Raw genomic sequence first — 16,301 nt, forward strand, 5'->3', positions numbered from 1 at the left:
GAGCTGTTCGGCGGATTCTCCCCGCCGCCCAACTACCAGCCCGATCATCCGATCCGTTCGCTCGCTTCGAAGGCCTCCTGCGCGTCACGCATGCTCAACCCCGACGTGGCCGTCTTCACCCACTCCGTGTCGGCCAGCGGCGAGAGGGCACCCGAGTCCGGCGGATTCAGGAAGAACACCAGCGTCTCCATCGGGTCCAGAACTTGCACCAGATGATCCGTGTCGGGATCACCCGGCCCCGACGCACAGGCCACCAGCGCGCGCGGTCCGCTCATCCAACTCATCGAAGTTGATCTTGGTCACGGCCTGATCCTCTCATCCGTAGGTCGGCACGTGAGAGCTACGCCTGGCGTGTCCGGATCGACTCAGGAGGGCTGCTCGGGCATTCTTGTATCACGATGAGCATCTGACTCAGCAGGAGCGCCGCGACGGTGGTCCTTCAGCTAAGGACCACGAATGACCCAGCAGACTGCGCCCACAGACCCCAGCGACGAGCCGATGAAACCATTTGCCCCCATGAGGGTCTCCCGCATTAAGGTGCGTAACTTCCGCCTGCTGCGGAGCGTGGATATTGACCTTGGTGGCCGCACAACCGTGCTGGTTGGCCGAAACAACAGCGGCAAGACAACGCTCGCGGAGTCTTTTACGCGCTTTCTGCAGCCGTCGACGTTGAACTTCACCGTGGCCGATTTTTCCGCCGACAGCTACCCGGAGTTCCTGGAAGCGTGGGAGGCCTACGCCACAGGAGACGAAGAACTTGCGAGGCGTCTCCTGCCTGAGATCTCCCTCACCGTGGAGATCTCGTACTCAAAAGAGCTGCCGGAATACGGTCCTCTAGCTGCAGCTATAGTCGACCTCGACCCAGATTGCACAACAGCAATGGTTCATTTCAAATACGCACTTGAAGGTGGGCGCCTATCGGACTTTTTTTGAAGGGGTTGCAGGCGACCCGGACACTGGTGAGGACCCGGATCTCGAGCGCGTACTGGGCATCGTCGGGGACCGAGTTCAGGGAATGTTCGCACGGTCGATCAGCGCAATCGATCCAGGAGATGCCTCAAACACGCGCGACATCGCGCCAGAAGCGATGCGGCGCATACTCACCGTTCACTTCTTGAAAGCCCAACGCGGACTCGATGACGAAAAGGAACGACCAAAAGACCTAATCGGCAGCCTCTTCCAGAACCTGTTTGACGCCGCCTCCAAAGCGGACGACGGAAGCACCCAGAAAGAAACCGCCGATGCGCTCACGGTAGCAGTCGCTGACATCGAGCAGGATCTAGGTACCAAAGTCAGCGAGATGGTGAAGGGAATCATCCCGGCACTTCGGAGCTTCGGATACCCCGGCCTCTCTGATCCCGGCCTCAAAGCTGAAACAACCTTGGACATCGAACGCGTGCTGGGGAACCACACCAGCATTCGTTACGACGGTGTAGCCGGGGTATCACGGCCCTTCCGGTTTTAGAGTGCATTGATCCGGTCCTGAAGCTGTCCGGAGTGGATCAGTGACCGCAAGATGTAGTGCTTGAGGTTCCGGAAGCCCAGGGCGATTCCGCGGAGGTGCTCGAGGCGTCCGTTGATGGCTTCGACGGGGCCGTTGGAAGCGCCCACGTCGAAGTAGGCCAGGATCTCCCGATGCCGCTTCCACAGCGAACGGCCGAGCTGCGCGAGCTCGGGGAGTTCGGCGGGTACACCGGCCCGGATCGACTTGAGGAGCTTGTACATAGCGATCTTGCCCTCCCGCTTGCCCGAGGCTTCGTAAGCAGTGATGAGTCGCTGGTAGACGCCGTAGGTGACCTCCACCGCCGCGTGCGCGTCATGGGCGGTGAACGCTTGGAACAGGCGCATCTTCTGCTTGTCGGTCAGCAGTTCAGCGCGGGTTCGCAGGGTGCGGCGGATGCCGTACAGCGGGTCGCCCGTGCGGCCCCGGTGCCCGGTGGTGGCCTGCTGGATGCGTTGGCGGCACACGGTGAGCTTGTCGGCGGCCAGGTGCACGACGTGGAACGGGTCCATCACCGTCCGGGCAGCGGGCACCGCGCTGGCGGCGGCGGTGTGGTAGCCGGCGAACCCGTCCATCGTGACAACCTTGACCCGGTCTCGAAACACCTGGTCACGGGCGTCCAGCCACTCGGTGAGGACCTTCGCCGAACGGCCCGGGACCATGTCCAACAGGCGAGACGGGCCGGTGCCGTCCACGACCGGGGTCAGGTCGACCAGGACGGTGACGAACGCACTGCTGCCGTCGCCGCGCACGTGCTTCCATTTGTGCTCATCGACACCGAGAACGCGGACTCCGTCGAAGTGTCCGGGCTGCTCGTAGACCATCGTGCGAACCTCCGAGACCGCCAGGTCATTGACCAGGTCCCACCCCAGCCCGAGGGCCTTGGCCACGGCGGACACGCTGGTGCGGTCGATCGCCAGACGCTGCAGGATCCAGCGGCTGCAGCGGCGGGTGGTCTTGGCCCGCGGCTCGGCCAACGCCGGCATCCGCTGCTGGAAGATCCTCGTAGCGCACTCGGTGTTGTCGCAGGTGAAGCGCGGTACCCGCACGTGCAGTCTGGTGGGATGCCCGACGATCGGTAGATCCGTGACCTTCCGCTGGACGTGGTCCCGCAAACGGCCCGCCATCCCGCACTCGGCGCAGATCGGGTCGAGTGTGACCGGGGCGCAGAACAGGTGCGTGAGCTCGTCAGCCACAGCGGCGTCGGTGATGGTCACCCCGAGCTCGACGGTGCGGCAGATGGTGTCGGCGAGCAGGCTGGCGGTAGCGTTCAAAGCGGGTCCTGGGGATGCGAAGTGCTGGTGTAGGAACTTGCATCTTCACACGCCCCAGGACCCCTACATCTTGTGCCTCACCGCATCACCGCAGCATCCCCGCTACGCACTCCGGATCCGGAAGAGCCGGTATCACTCCCTGAGTCTTACAGCGGACTGGGGTCTCGCAACCTCATCCTAATGTTGCTCACGCTTCTTAGCTACTACCGCGAGTATGCGACGAGGGGCAACATGCCTGGACTGCACCTGGTCTTCATCGAAGAGCCTGAAGCGCATCTTCATCCGCAGATGCAGGAGGTGTTCATCGAGCAGCTAGCTTCGGTCGCTGAGCTTTTCCCGACGCTGGATGAAAAGAGGCAGCCCTGGTGGCCTCAGTTCGCGGTCTCGACCCACTCGTCTCATGTTGCCAACCGTGCGGACTTCTCAACCATCCGATATTTCCGTGTCGAAAACGACCCGAAAGGTGGCCCAGGCCACCACGCCAATGTCCTCGACCTCACCAACGCTGAAGACATCAATAAGAAGTTCCTGCACCAGTACCTGACCCTCACCCGCTCCGACCTCTTCTTCGCCGACAAAGCCATACTCGTGGAAGGCACAAGCGAACGGCTGATCGTTCCCGCGGCCATCCGAAACGCCAAACATGAGCTCAGCAGCCAATACGTTGCGCTCATGGAAGTGGGAGGCGCATACGCCCACATATTCTTCCCGCTCCTTGACTTCCTCCGCATTCCAGCACTCATCATCACCGACCTCGATGCAGTAGGCCCGGTCGACGGCAAGAAGCGAGACGGAGCAACGACAGTTCACGAAGGCACATCAACAAGTAACGCAACCATCAAGAAGTGGTTCCCCGACACCTGTTAGGGACGTGCTTCGGATAGCAGGGTTCTGATGATCGGGTAGCGCGAGTATGAGCATCGGATAGCGGTGCCGGTCCTCGTGTGCTCGTGTCGGTTCTACGCGTGGCAACCAGGCTGCGCGTGGATCCGAACAGGAGGCACGGGTGACTGATTACCGATTGGTGATGTCGCTACTGCTGCAGGACAGGTCCTACCGGGACATCGAGGCGATCGCGGGTTGCTCGCATCGCACGGTCGCGAAGGCGAAGAAGGTCTGCCACGAGCACGGGTTGACCGCCACGAGCCAGGTCGAGGCGCTCAGCGTCGAGGAGATCGACGTCTTGTTCGCCGATGGGCGCAAGACGCCGTCGAAGGAGTTCGTCGCCTTCGACGTGGCGGCTGCCGTGAAGAAGCGCACGGGCAAGAAGAAGCTGCCGCTGCGGGTGCTGTGGGCCAACTACCTCGACACTGACGGCACGCCGGGGCAGCGGCACTACAGCTACCAGCGGTTCTGCCAGATCATCGGCGAGTACGTCGAGGTCAACGAGCTGACGATGCGGATCACGCACGTGCCCGGGCACACGATGCAAGTCGACTGGGCGGGCACGAAGATGGCCATCTTCGATCCCGTCACCGGCACCAAGACCACAGTGTCGGTGTTCGTGGCGTCGCTTCCGTACTCGGGGATGGTCTTCGCCTGCGGCTGTCTGGACGAGAAGATGCCGAACTGGCTCGACGCGCACTTGCGGGCGTTCGAGTACTTCGGCGGCGCGGCGCAGGTGATCGTCCCGGACAACGCCTCGACGGCGTCGAACCAGATCGCCCGCGGTGACCGGGCCCGCGAGGTCAACCGTGAGTACCGGGACTTCCTCGAGTATCACCAGACCGCTGCCGTGCCCACTCGGCCGGTGCGCCCGACAGACAAGGGGAACGTCGAGGCCGGAGTGAAAGTGGTGACGAACTGGGTGATTGGACGCCTGGCCGATCGGCGCTTCGCGAGCCTGGACGATGCGAACGACGCGATCGCCGCCGAGGTGGAGGCGATCAACGACCGGACCCCGTTCCGCGGCCAGAAGACCAGCCGCCGGGAGCTGTTCACCGAGCACGAGCAGTCGGAACTGTTCGACCTTCCCGAGGCCCGCTGGCAGCCAGTCATCTGGAAGAAGTCCAAGGTCAACAGGGATTACCACGTGGAGATCGCCACGGTGAAGTACTCGGTGCCCTACACCTTCGCTGGCCAGCACGTCGATGTGAAGATCACCGGCCCCACACTCACGGTCATGGCTGGCGGGGAGGTCATCGCCTCCCACGCCGTCTCCGGTAGGCGACATTCCTTCGTGACCGACCCTGACCATGTTCCCGCGCAGCATCTGCAGACCTCGGACCTATGGTCGCGGGCGTACTTCGTGCGCCAGGCCCACAAGATCGGACCGCACACCGTCGCCGCGATCAGCGAGGTCCTCGATCGCCAGCGGATCGAGGCTCAGGGCTATCGCTCGTGCCAGAACATCCTCGCCCTGGCCCGCGGGGACAACAAGATGCTGCTCGAGCGGGCCTGTGGCCAACTCGTCTCCGAGACCTCCCGCCGGGCGATCAGCTACACCGCCGTCAAGCAGCAGCTGGCGGCCCTGAGGACCCAGGCCGCCGCCCGGCCCACCACCACGCAGCCGGCGGTGGCGGCTACGACGGACCGGCTGGAGCCGCCACCGGGTCGGCGAGATACCACCGGGGCGCATCTGGCCGGGCCCGAGCAGTTCAGCCTCGCCGCCCTCACAGGAGGCCCGAGCCCGAGCAGCGGCACCGCGGGGCAGGAGGAGCTGCAGTGACTGATCGTCATCTCACCGACGCCGACATGCCACTGTTCACCCAGTTGCGGATGACCGCGTTCGGCCAGACCGTCATCGACTTGGCCAACGATCCCGCCTGCGACGAGTGGACCTTCTCGGAGAAGATCTTCCACGCCCTGGACAAAGAGATCACGGCCAGGCAGGAACGCCGGACCCAGAAACTACTCAAGGCCTCCAGATCGCCAAACCCTGACGCCTGCGTAGAAGAGATCCGCTACCTGCCTGACCGCAACGTCAACCGCGAGCTAATCGCACGACTTTCCAGCTGTCAATGGATCGACGCCACTCGTAATCTCGTCGTGCTCGGCCAGTCCAGCGTGGGCAAGACCTACCTCGCCCAGGCACTGCTCAATGCCGCGTGCCGAAAGTACTACACCGCGAGGTTCTTCCGACTCGACGACCTGGCCAACCGGCTCGCCGTTCTGGAGCCGACCTCGCAGCGCAGGCTGGACTTCCTCACCGACCTGCACAACTGCGACCTGCTGGTTCTCGATGACTTCCTGACCACGCCGGTGGCTCCGCACACAGCGGCGGAGCTGCTCAACATCCTTGCCGCTCGGGAAGGCCGGGGCTCGACTCTGGTGACCTCGCAGTTCGATCCGCCCGATTGGTACAAGTCGCTCCAAGACGCGGTCATCGCCGAATCGATCCTCAACCGGATCGTCGCCGGCGCCGAGATCATCGCCCTCGACGGCCCGAACATGAGACGACACCTCGCCACGGCAACGCCATAGCGGCCCAGCGGTCGGACGGGCAGATGCCGCTATCCGATGCCCGTCCGACCGCTACCCGATCATCAGAACCGCGCTTTCCGAAGGGCGTCCCAAACAGGCCCTTCCGGTTTTAGAGTGCATTGATCCGGTCCTGAAGCTGTCCGGAGTGGATCAGTGACCGCAAGATGTAGTGCTTGAGGTTCCGGAAGCCCAGGGCGATTCCGCGGAGGTGCTCGAGGCGTCCGTTGATGGCTTCGACGGGGCCGTTGGAAGCGCCCACGTCGAAGTAGGCCAGGATCTCCCGATGCCGCTTCCACAGCGAACGGCCGAGCTGCGCGAGCTCGGGGAGTTCGGCGGGTACACCGGCCCGGATCGACTTGAGGAGCTTGTACATAGCGATCTTGCCCTCCCGCTTGCCCGAGGCTTCGTAAGCAGTGATGAGTCGCTGGTAGACGCCGTAGGTGACCTCCACCGCCGCGTGCGCGTCATGGGCGGTGAACGCTTGGAACAGGCGCATCTTCTGCTTGTCGGTCAGCAGTTCAGCGCGGGTTCGCAGGGTGCGGCGGATGCCGTACAGCGGGTCGCCCGTGCGGCCCCGGTGCCCGGTGGTGGCCTGCTGGATGCGTTGGCGGCACACGGTGAGCTTGTCGGCGGCCAGGTGCACGACGTGGAACGGGTCCATCACCGTCCGGGCAGCGGGCACCGCGCTGGCGGCGGCGGTGTGGTAGCCGGCGAACCCGTCCATCGTGACAACCTTGACCCGGTCTCGAAACACCTGGTCACGGGCGTCCAGCCACTCGGTGAGGACCTTCGCCGAACGGCCCGGGACCATGTCCAACAGGCGAGACGGGCCGGTGCCGTCCACGACCGGGGTCAGGTCGACCAGGACGGTGACGAACGCACTGCTGCCGTCGCCGCGCACGTGCTTCCATTTGTGCTCATCGACACCGAGAACGCGGACTCCGTCGAAGTGTCCGGGCTGCTCGTAGACCATCGTGCGAACCTCCGAGACCGCCAGGTCATTGACCAGGTCCCACCCCAGCCCGAGGGCCTTGGCCACGGCGGACACGCTGGTGCGGTCGATCGCCAGACGCTGCAGGATCCAGCGGCTGCAGCGGCGGGTGGTCTTGGCCCGCGGCTCGGCCAACGCCGGCATCCGCTGCTGGAAGATCCTCGTAGCGCACTCGGTGTTGTCGCAGGTGAAGCGCGGTACCCGCACGTGCAGTCTGGTGGGATGCCCGACGATCGGTAGATCCGTGACCTTCCGCTGGACGTGGTCCCGCAAACGGCCCGCCATCCCGCACTCGGCGCAGATCGGGTCGAGTGTGACCGGGGCGCAGAACAGGTGCGTGAGCTCGTCAGCCACAGCGGCGTCGGTGATGGTCACCCCGAGCTCGACGGTGCGGCAGATGGTGTCGGCGAGCAGGCTGGCGGTAGCGTTCAAAGCGGGTCCTGGGGATGCGAAGTGCTGGTGTAGGAACTTGCATCTTCACACGCCCCAGGACCCCTACATCTTGTGCCTCACCGCATCACCGCAGCATCCCCGCTACGCACTCCGGATCCGGAAGAGCCCCCAAACACCGACACCGACGCGCAGAACCCAACTGCCTTGCTGGCCGCTGCGGAGACGGACGCCATCATCAGCGGCAACCGGTACCTGGCGTTCCAGGTCCCCGAGAGCAAGGGGGAAGCCTGCGGCCGCACTTTCGAAGACGCCTTCCTCCTCGCCAACCCATCCGCTGAGGAGCTCGCGCTCACGGGCGATACCAAACAGGACGAGATCCGCGTCCGCGATGCTGTAGATGGCCTAAAGAAGAGCGACTTCGCTTTGCGATTCGCCGTAGATGAGGGCGGCTGGAAGACCCCTCGATACATCCAACGCGGACTCGACTGGCTACTCGGTAGCCCTCCTGGACATGAAGCCGGGTCCGAGGCTCCAGGCGAGACCGGAGTCGTTGTTCGATGACCGCCCGGGAGAGCGCCGCGGCTGACAACGCCGAGAGGGCAAGCGAGGAAGCTCTCGCCACCCTCTTTGCCGCACTCGATAGTCGCAGGAACTTCAAACTCGAAGCGGGCGCTGGAGCAGGCAAGACCTACTCACTGATCCAAGCCCTGCGACGCATCCTGAAAAACAAGTCCGTCTACCTTCCCCGCAGCGATCAACGAGTCGCTTGCCTGACGTACACCAAGGTCGCCCGCGACGAAATCAAAGCAAGAACCGACGAAGACCCCGCCATCTTCGCCGACACCCTTCACGGGTTCCTCTGGGAGATGATCAGCCCATACCAGAAGGCACTCGCTACGGCTCTCCGGTCGTCGGAAACCTGGCAGGAGCGTCTCGCCGAGAATTCAGATATCAGCGGGCTGGCGATCGAGTACGACCTAGGTATTCGTGGCCTTCACGAGGATCGAATCACGCTCCATCACAACGACATCCCCGAGTTTGCGATTCAGCTCTTCGGCAATGAGAAGTTCCGCTCGCTAATCACGGACCGGTTCCCCGTTATCTTCATCGACGAGTACCAGGACACCCCATCTGGGCTTGCCGAAGCGGTTCTGTCCGGTCACGGGGAAGACCGCACAAGCCCTGTCGTGGGTTTCTTCGGCGACCACTGGCAACAGATTTACGACAGAACTTGTGGCTCGATCGAGCATTCTTCGCTCACATCGATCCCCAAGAACGCCAACTTCCGATCAGACCGATCAGTCGTCGACTTCCTCAACAAGTTACGCCCGGAGCTTCCGCAGGCACCTCGGGCCGACGCTGACGAGGGCACAGTGACGGTCTACCACTCCAACACTTGGCCGGGCGCCCGTCTGGGCAGAAACTGGAAGGGTCAGATCTCCCAGGAAGCTACCCAGGCATGTCTGGAATGGCTCCAAGTCGCGTCCCCAAGTAGCACATGGATCCAGAACTCAAAGGACTTGAAAGTCCTGATGCTCACGCACGCGACGATCGCGAACGAGTTGGGCTACCCCAGCCTTCCGGGTGTCTTCTCGTCCAACGACTCCTTCGCCAATAAGGAAGACCCGGTGATCGAGTTCCTTGTCGACACTGCGGAACCCGCTATGCAGGCGTTTTCCGAGCACAAGTACGGAGAGCTGTTTCGCCTCCTGGGAAGCAAGAGACCAACACTCACCGCACCGAAAGATAAGCATCGCTGGTCCGAGTTCTTTAATTCGCTCATCTCGACCAGCAGTACGGGCACGATCGGTGATGTGCTGGACCTCTTGAACTCGCAGAATCTCTTCTCCGTGCCCACACGGGTAGTTAAGAGAGGACGCGACCTAGAAGAAGCACTACTGTCTCTCGGCCCTGGAGAGGAACTAGAAGAGCCGCGAAAGCTGGTGGAGCATCGGTCGCTACGGTCCGTACCGTATGCCGAAATACGCGCACTCCGCTCCTATTTGGAAGACAGTACCGTTTTCTCAACCAAACACTCTGTCAAAGGCGCAGAGTTTGACGACGTGATCGTCCTTGTTGGGCGCGGCTGGACTAAGTACGACTTCGCCAAGATGATCGCCGCCCACGCTCCGCAGAGCAAACCAGAACTCAGGCAGGCCGGGAGCTTCCCGCACTCACGCAACCTCTTCTACGTCTCCGCTTCGCGAGCAAAACACAACCTTGCACTGCTATTCGTTCAAGAGCTCAGCGACGACGCAGTCGCGGTTCTCGAGGATTGGGCTGGGCAGGAAAATGTGATCTCCATAGAGTTCGACGAGGCGGGCGTACTGCTCTGATCCGGTCCTCTCGGCGCTCGAGCAGGCGATCCAAACCCGGTGACGGGGTTCGTTCGAGTTCACCTCGACTGGTCTCGTCCATCGCAGCGATGCCGGGACCCAGTACGTGCCCCTGGCCCACGCGAAGCCGGGCAGAGGTCGATTGGTAGCGTCGGCGACGCCTTGGACAATGCCCTCATGAAGGCCACAATCGGGTTGTACAAGACTGAACTGATCGACTTGGAAACCACCCGCAGGTGCACCGGCCGCAACGAGGTCGAACGCGAGGCCGCGGACTGGGTGAAGTGGTTCAACGACGAGCGTTTGGCATTCCGCGATCGATTACCGGCCACTCGTCGAATGCGAGGCGACGTACCGTTCCAATCAGGCGACCAAGCCTCAGGCCGCCCGATTCACCAAGACCCTCCGACGGAGCCAGCGCGGTTCACTTCGACGGCAACCCCTACGTGCGCTGGGGAACTAGCTACCCAAGCCGAGACTCCCCAGGCTTCCCCCCGAAGCTCCGCCGGGGTCGCCGGGGTCGCCCGGTTCGCCGGGGTCGCCGGGGTCGCCCGGTTCGCCGGGGTCGCCGGGGTCGCCGGGGTCGCCCGGTTCGCTACTCTCTGGGGAGAAGCTCACAAACGTGGGGTCAGGCGAGTTCTCTCCTTCCCTCACCGCAAATCTCACTCGCAGGATTTCTGCCCCGTGCTCCGACGCGATGACAAAGTGGTGGTATCCGATTGCCGCGTCGGCAGGAAGATCGAAAAGGACGTCGGCGAAACCATCCTCGTTGGTGGTGAATTCTGCCAGAAGAGTGGGATCAGACTGCATACTCAGCCGGTATCTCGTATTGGGAGATAGACCATTCGCCGCAACTCCGACACGCTGCTTCCTCGGAATGAACAGTGACGGAGGAACCGCACCTCTTGCCAACATCGAAAACTTCACTGCAGGACCGTCTTCCCACTCCGCGATGGTCGTTCCGCCGAAACCTGCGCTGCCTATACTAGCGTGCCAGAATCCGTACCACGGTTCAGCAAAGCGACCACCGGGGCAGTATCCGGACAAGATGTGATCGTACGCCGTGAATAGTTCGGGCCCATCGAGACGACCATTCCGATTGACGTCGAATTGGTCTACCCTACCGAAGCCGCCGGACATGGTGCCGGCGGGCCCAAAATTACTGACGGCAGCGTCGGCCAGAACGGCATTGTTGACACGGATCGAGACGGAGGTAGACGTTTGCCCCGCGCGCAGTGGAACTCCCTCGAACAACTCGAACACATCTCGCACCCGATTGCCATTGACCGTGACCTCAAATAAATCCGTGACTTTAGTAAGAGGTCCGCTCACACGCGCAGCATTCAATCCCATCGCACACTCGCCAAGGGCGTTATACATTGAAATCGATCTGAAGACGTCCCCGTTCCTAGCGGGAGTGGACCACGCGTACAGCGCGTTAACTGTTTCGCCCGGATTGTATTGGGCCTTTATCGGGTCCACGCGGGGCCCCATTCCGAATCTGAGACGAGCCTCCCGGATGGATGTAGAAAGTGCCCTACCCATGAAGTCCACTTCGTCGGTGCTAGTGGCGTCGTAACCCGCTCCGTGGACGAACTTCACCCCCGGCTCGAAGTAGTTTACATGGGTGGAAAAGTTACTTATGTCTGAGGGTGCAACACAGATCGGGTCTCTAGCGTGGCATATCGAAGCCCGGCGAATATTCGGAATGTCGTAGTAGCTGTCATACTTTCCGCCGAATGGTCTCGCGATCCCCAAACCATTGGATCCACCGCCGAATGTAGTCGACTTATTAGGGAGCTGCAGGGGATCTCCGACAAGGTGAACTGCAGAAACAGGACCATTCTCGTCTGCAGGGTTCTCGCCGGCGAGCTGTATTGCAGCTATGCGCGCGGCTATTGCACCTTGGGAGTAGCCTAAGAATATGATCTCTGGCAACGCGCACATGAAGGGCTGCGAGGAGACATAGCTGTTGTACGCGTTGTACGCCGCAACCGCTCCCATGTTGGCTGATTTAAACAAGTGAGTTGCCTCATCATCGCCGCCCAGATGCTCCCATGCTGCCTCCACGGCGGGGTATTCCGGAGCTCCCACTTGCAGGACTGGGGCGCCTCTAAGGTCCGCTCGGCTGAGTAGTTTCTCTAAGGTGGGGCCCTGCCAGCCATCACTGCGGCCGCCTACCGCGCCCTCGCCGGATCCGCGGAGTGGGATGACTACGACTGGCGTGCACACTTCCGGATTTGACGCTGAAGCTACCGGCGGCGCTGCTATCGCTGTTGCAACAACTGTGAACGCACTAAGCGTAGCGGCGGTCCATTTTCTTGGAATCATAGAAGCTTTCTCGGTTAAGTGGGGTGAGTGGACCCCAAGGCGTTGGTGCCGCGAGTCCGGCCCGAGCAAAGTGTAAGCACGCTTAAGTTGACGGGTGTCCCAATCGGCCTGACTTCGTACGAACGTGGGTCAAGCTGCAGCTTGCTCCTAGGCCATCACCTCGACCTGGGCGGTGATGTGGGTGAGCTTGGCCTGCGCGTCTATAGGTTCGTGCTCCCGATCGAACTTGAGGTTGCCGACCAGCTCGCGCAGCAGGCCGGCCTCCTGTCGCCAGGGGGCGTGGTGGTGCAGCTTCCAGATCGCCGCTGGCAGCTCCTGAAACCACTGCTCGGGAATCCTGTACAGCCCGATAACAAACCGCTGAAGAATCAGTTACTGGACGCGGGAGATCGAGGGTGGCCAGCAAGCCTCACCAGCGCCGCGCCTCGACAGCACGCCTTCCCCGTGGTCGGTTCGCTGCAGATTGAGGGCGCCGAAGGGGTAGCTGCGGCCGTCGCGGCGGCGCAATGCTCGACAGGCGCCAAGTAGCGGGTTCTACGTCGTCAAGGAGGCGAGCACGGGGAGTGTCGAGTTTGCTGGTCGGCTCGATCAGCTGGGCGCACGCCAGCGACTTGAACGACCGGCTAGTCCCCAGAATCAGTCGTCTAACCCCGACTGACCGGTACCGATGAAGACCGGCAGCCACGAATCCATTTCAAGTGGTTCACCTCGGGAAAGAGGCTCGTAGCCCGGTCCTCTGTCGTGTTGGCGGACGACCTCGAGCCGGCTGCCAGCGGCCACGTGGTCAGCAACCCAATGGATCCACAGGCCGCATCATTCTGTTTGTGACCTCGGCCCGATGTGGCCGCGGAGAATCGGCAGTTCTTGACTTTGCCGATGACTTTGGTTGTGGTCTGCTCGACGTGACTGGATCACGCTTTCGCGTGGTCCAGTTCCCACCGGTCTAATGCGTCCCTCGGGCGGGCACCACCCCGTCGGGGCTGCCGTCGGCGACCCAATTCGACACGGCGAGCTGGGTGGGGTTGATGGGATCCGAGTGCGCCACCGTCCCAGTGTCTGACCTCGCGGGCTACCGGACGCTGAATTGAGTCAACTCGCGCGGACCATTGGTTTACTGGGCCCAGCGTGAGGCGGTGTTCGCAGCTAGCGTCTCGGCCAGCTGTGCGGGCTGCTCGTTTTCGATCCACTGCTGCGGGGACTGGTCGTCCAGGTTGGGGTGTGGGGCGCATATCCAGAGCAGCGCGGTCCACGCGTCAGCGCTGGTGACCAGCACCCTCCACAGACTTAGGAACTCGGGGCGTACCTGGCTGTCTGTGAGCTGCCATGCTGGACACACCCAGGCACCGTCTGCCAGCTGGGCGCCCAGCACTTCCTCTGCCTCAAGCCTGCGCATGGTCTCTGACAGCGAAATATCCAAGACTTGGGCCATCGATGCGGGGGTGTAGAACGGTCCGATCTTCGAGTCCAGAACACGGTCACGCTCGATGCCCCCCCCCCCGAGTCATCGGGCGCCTGTGGCGTGTCCATGAGTGCCATTGTCACCCCGAGCAAGGTGTCGTGCAGCCGGATCACGTACGGGCCATCTGGCGGTTGATCTCGAACTGGCTTCTGGAATTACTCTTGATCCATCGGCGGTTCCGAAAAGCAAAGTAGGCGAGGGACCTCGTTCGTCGGTACGGCTGTCCGTATCTTCACTGGCTGCAGGACGATCAGTGCGGGAGAATCAGGCTTCTAGCGTCTGTCGTAGCCGTGTGGTGTCATCCGTTGACAGGCGGCCGCGGTCTCAGCCCACAGCCGGAGGGCTGATCTCAGGTCGTGGTTGGCCCGACGGGCCGAGAAGGAGGCCACCGATGCAGCTCCAGACAATCAACGACCCACTAGGGCGTGTCTCCCATAGCTGAGCGGTGACCCGCGAGACCGTGGCCGTATGGGTCAGACGAAGTCACGGTTTCGCCAGTTCACCGACGAGCAGTGGGAACGGATCGAACCCCTGTTGCCCTCGAATGAAGGGCGGCAGGGGCATCCGTTTCGCGACAATCGCAAGGTAGTCGAGGGTATCGCCTACCGCTATCGAGCCGGGATTCCGTGGCGGGATCTGCCCCGCGAAGAGTTCGGTCCGTGGCAGACGGTGTGGAAGCGGCATGCCCGCTACGCCCGTGATGGGACCTGGGACCGAGTCTTGCAGGCCATCCTTGCTGAAGCCGACGCGGCTGGAGATGTCGACTGGAACCTCTCGGTGGACGCCACCATCTGCCGTGCTCATCAGCACGGCACAAATACGACCCGCCCGGAGCAGGACACAGGGGGCACGATCGAATCACAAGAATCTGCCCATCAGCAAGTGTGAACCTGCAGGTCACGGCATCGGTCGCTCACGGGGTGGGCTGACGACCAAGATTCACAGTGCCGTCGACGGTCGCGGTCGGCCGCTGGCGAATGTGGTCACCGGTGGGCAACGAAACGACGGCGCGATGCTGGCCGAAGTCCTGGCCGACATCCACGTCCCCCGCCAAGGTCGCGGCCGACCTCGCACTCGCCCCGACGCGGTGATCGCAGACAAGGCCTACTCGTCCGGCACGATCCGCCGTCAGCTCCGCGAGCGCGGTATCGCCGCTGTCATCCCGGAGAAAAGCGACACCATCGCCGCCCGCCAGCGCCGAGGCAGCCGCGGCGGCCGACCACCAAAACTCAACGCTGACCTCTACAAAGGCCGCAACGTCGTCGAGCGATCCTTCGCTCTGGCCAAGCAATGGCGAGCCCTGGCCACCCGCTACGACAAACTCGCAATCACCTACCGCGCCGCCGTCACCCTCTGCGCAATCCTGACCTGGCTGCGCACATTAGGAGACACACCCTAGGGGAGGCGACCACTGTCACGGTTGACCTCCCGCGGCAAGACTTGGGCCATTTCAGGCCATGGGACGAGCTCGCCGCACTGCACGCGGCGAGCCTGGAGTCCACGTCGGCTGTATTCATCGACGCGCCGACCGAGGAACTCGACACCTGGCCGGCGGCCGATGCCGCCTTCCTGCACGCGATCGCCGACAGTGACCCAGAGGCGACGGTGACGCCGCTGGTGTGGGCACGGATGCGCACCGCGCCCCGCTATCCCTCACTCCGCGAGGTGAAGGCGGAGAAGTTCCCGTTCCATGCCGAGCAGCCGGTCCCACGAGAGTCGACGTGGCCGCCCGATTTCAGCGGTGTCCCCACTGCGAAGCTGAACAGCACCCTGCACGATGAGCCGGGGTCACGGCTCGTGCTGCACGTCCCGCCAGGTGATGGTTGGCATCGCGTCGCCTGGGTTCGTCAAGACGTCGAGGGGTTCAGCATGTCGTCACTGTTGTGCGAGTGCTCTCTGCAGCACGTGGTCAAAGCTGGAGGCGGGACGTTCAGCTTCCGCGGCGACGCCGACTGCGCCTACCGCCCAGTGACCGCCTACCTCCGGGCGCTGTCGCTTCGGCACCTCTTTCCGGAGGCCACACCCAAGACTCTGCGGGCGATGGTCGATGCCGCCCTGACCGGCTTGTGGCTCGGGCAACGACACGGGGACGACCTATGGGGCTCAAACCTGTATCTGCAGACAGTGTCGGCGGTGCTCGATGTGCCGATGCCCTGGGAGTTGGCGCACGCCGCCGTCGAAGAGGGGTTAGTCAGCCTCGACGGTGCTGTCCTTGGCCTGCCTCAGCCGATCCGCACCGCGCCTGTCGGACCGGTCATGGACTGGGACAGCACCGAACCCACCGACGGCGATTGGGTCGTCTGGTGGGCCCGTCTCGATCGCCGCTACCAGGTCGAAGTCACCCGCGACCCCGACAGCACCAGCCACGCGACACTAGCGATCTACGACCACTCCAACAACAACACTGAGATCCACTCCGAGCAGGTGGGGCTGGCATACGGCGCCATCTTCGGCCCGGACACAGGTGACGTCGATGCGTGGATGGTGCGTGCCGTCCGTGTAGCCGACGAGCACGGCGGATAGGGCCTTGTGCTCGTCGGCTACTGATACACCTGGGAGCCGGGCAGAGCTGCAGCGTGGCCGCTAGGTCTCT

13 protein-coding genes and 2 pseudogenes are annotated in these 16,301 nt (G+C 62.9%); 11 read left to right on the forward strand and 4 right to left on the reverse strand.

Features of this window, described 5'->3' with window-relative positions:
• Positions 1-44: 44 nt before the first annotated feature.
• On the reverse strand, positions 45-275 hold the full coding sequence (locus tag CT688_RS16505) for a hypothetical protein (RefSeq protein WP_107757784.1): 231 nt from the start codon (positions 273-275) through the stop codon (positions 45-47).
• Between the two features lie 181 nt (positions 276-456).
• On the opposite strand from CT688_RS16505, the gene CT688_RS16510 reads away from it, so the two are divergent.
• Entirely contained in the window at positions 457-933 is a 477-nt protein-coding gene (locus CT688_RS16510; protein ID WP_107757785.1) for an AAA family ATPase, read from the forward strand.
• On the forward strand, positions 908-1,465 hold the full coding sequence (locus CT688_RS17410; protein ID WP_156607308.1) for a hypothetical protein: 558 nt from the start codon (positions 908-910) through the stop codon (positions 1,463-1,465). The genes CT688_RS16510 and CT688_RS17410 overlap by 26 nt, the downstream gene beginning before the upstream one ends.
• On the opposite strand, the gene CT688_RS16515 is transcribed toward CT688_RS17410, so the two are convergent.
• Entirely contained in the window at positions 1,462-2,775 is a 1,314-nt protein-coding gene (locus CT688_RS16515; protein WP_107755580.1) for an ISL3 family transposase, read from the reverse strand. The genes CT688_RS17410 and CT688_RS16515 overlap by 4 nt on opposite strands.
• A 72-nt stretch (positions 2,776-2,847) precedes the next feature.
• Between CT688_RS16515 and CT688_RS16520 the strand changes: the two genes are divergently transcribed.
• The 3 genes from CT688_RS16520 to CT688_RS16530 all read left to right on the forward strand — a co-directional run bounded on the left by CT688_RS16520 (position 2,848) and on the right by CT688_RS16530 (position 6,198).
• Positions 2,848-3,642, forward strand: a complete 795-nt coding sequence (locus tag CT688_RS16520) for an ATP-dependent endonuclease (protein WP_107757786.1) — start codon at positions 2,848-2,850, stop codon at positions 3,640-3,642.
• Positions 3,643-3,781: 139 nt separating this feature from the next.
• A complete protein-coding gene (gene istA, locus CT688_RS16525) occupies positions 3,782-5,443 on the forward strand; it encodes an IS21 family transposase (protein ID WP_231750410.1) in 1,662 nt (553 codons plus the stop codon).
• The gene (locus CT688_RS16530; protein WP_007633699.1) at positions 5,440-6,198 is read left to right on the forward strand and encodes an ATP-binding protein; all 759 of its coding nucleotides are present in this window, start codon (positions 5,440-5,442) and stop codon (positions 6,196-6,198) included. The genes istA and CT688_RS16530 overlap by 4 nt, the downstream gene beginning before the upstream one ends.
• A 109-nt stretch (positions 6,199-6,307) precedes the next feature.
• Here CT688_RS16530 and CT688_RS16535 read toward each other — a convergent pair whose 3' ends face one another.
• Positions 6,308-7,621: an ISL3 family transposase gene (locus CT688_RS16535; RefSeq protein WP_107755580.1), complete on the reverse strand. Its 1,314-nt coding sequence runs from the start codon at positions 7,619-7,621 to the stop codon at positions 6,308-6,310.
• A gap of 72 nt (positions 7,622-7,693) precedes the next feature.
• Here CT688_RS16535 and CT688_RS17415 point away from each other — a divergent pair, with 72 nt between their 5' ends.
• The 3 genes and pseudogenes from CT688_RS17415 to CT688_RS17885 form a co-directional block, all read left to right on the forward strand.
• Positions 7,694-8,143, forward strand: a complete 450-nt coding sequence (locus CT688_RS17415) for a hypothetical protein (protein WP_156607313.1) — start codon at positions 7,694-7,696, stop codon at positions 8,141-8,143.
• Positions 8,140-9,918: a UvrD-helicase domain-containing protein gene (locus CT688_RS16540; protein ID WP_107757787.1), complete on the forward strand. Its 1,779-nt coding sequence runs from the start codon at positions 8,140-8,142 to the stop codon at positions 9,916-9,918. Before CT688_RS17415 ends, CT688_RS16540 begins: the two co-directional genes overlap by 4 nt.
• A 4-nt stretch (positions 9,919-9,922) precedes the next feature.
• A pseudogene (locus CT688_RS17885) lies at positions 9,923-10,291 on the forward strand (integrase core domain-containing protein); the annotation flags it as partial.
• Between the two features lie 86 nt (positions 10,292-10,377).
• On the opposite strand, the gene CT688_RS16545 reads toward CT688_RS17885, so the two are convergent.
• Positions 10,378-12,249 (reverse strand): cutinase family protein, encoded by a 1,872-nt coding sequence (locus tag CT688_RS16545; protein ID WP_107757788.1) that lies wholly within the window; start codon positions 12,247-12,249, stop codon positions 10,378-10,380.
• A 210-nt stretch (positions 12,250-12,459) separates the two neighbouring features.
• Here CT688_RS16545 and CT688_RS17420 point away from each other — a divergent pair, with 210 nt between their 5' ends.
• The 3 genes and pseudogenes from CT688_RS17420 (at position 12,460) to CT688_RS16560 (ending at position 16,231) form a co-directional block, all read left to right on the forward strand.
• On the forward strand, positions 12,460-12,777 hold the full coding sequence (locus CT688_RS17420) for a hypothetical protein (protein WP_156607315.1): 318 nt from the start codon (positions 12,460-12,462) through the stop codon (positions 12,775-12,777).
• 1,399 nt (positions 12,778-14,176) lie between these two features.
• Positions 14,177-15,107: pseudogene (locus CT688_RS16555) on the forward strand (IS5 family transposase).
• A 41-nt stretch (positions 15,108-15,148) separates the two neighbouring features.
• Complete coding sequence (locus tag CT688_RS16560; protein WP_107757790.1) at positions 15,149-16,231, forward strand: hypothetical protein; 1,083 nt, start codon at positions 15,149-15,151, stop codon at positions 16,229-16,231.
• Positions 16,232-16,301: the final 70 nt, after the last annotated feature.

It is taken from the genome of Dietzia sp. JS16-p6b, assembly GCF_003052165.1.
In the GTDB taxonomy this organism is placed as follows: domain Bacteria; phylum Actinomycetota; class Actinomycetes; order Mycobacteriales; family Mycobacteriaceae; genus Dietzia.

What these genes read in the sequence shown, in the direction of transcription:
- CT688_RS16505 (WP_107757784.1), bottom strand. Translation starts at nt 275, where the DNA reads ATGAGCGGACCGCGCGCGCTGGTGGCCTGTGCGTCGGGGCCGGGTGAT.
- CT688_RS16510 (WP_107757785.1), top strand. Translation starts at nt 457, where the DNA reads ATGACCCAGCAGACTGCGCCCACAGACCCCAGCGACGAGCCGATGAAA.
- CT688_RS16540 (WP_107757787.1), top strand. Translation starts at nt 8,140, where the DNA reads ATGACCGCCCGGGAGAGCGCCGCGGCTGACAACGCCGAGAGGGCAAGC.
- CT688_RS16545 (WP_107757788.1), bottom strand. Translation starts at nt 12,249, where the DNA reads ATGATTCCAAGAAAATGGACCGCCGCTACGCTTAGTGCGTTCACAGTT.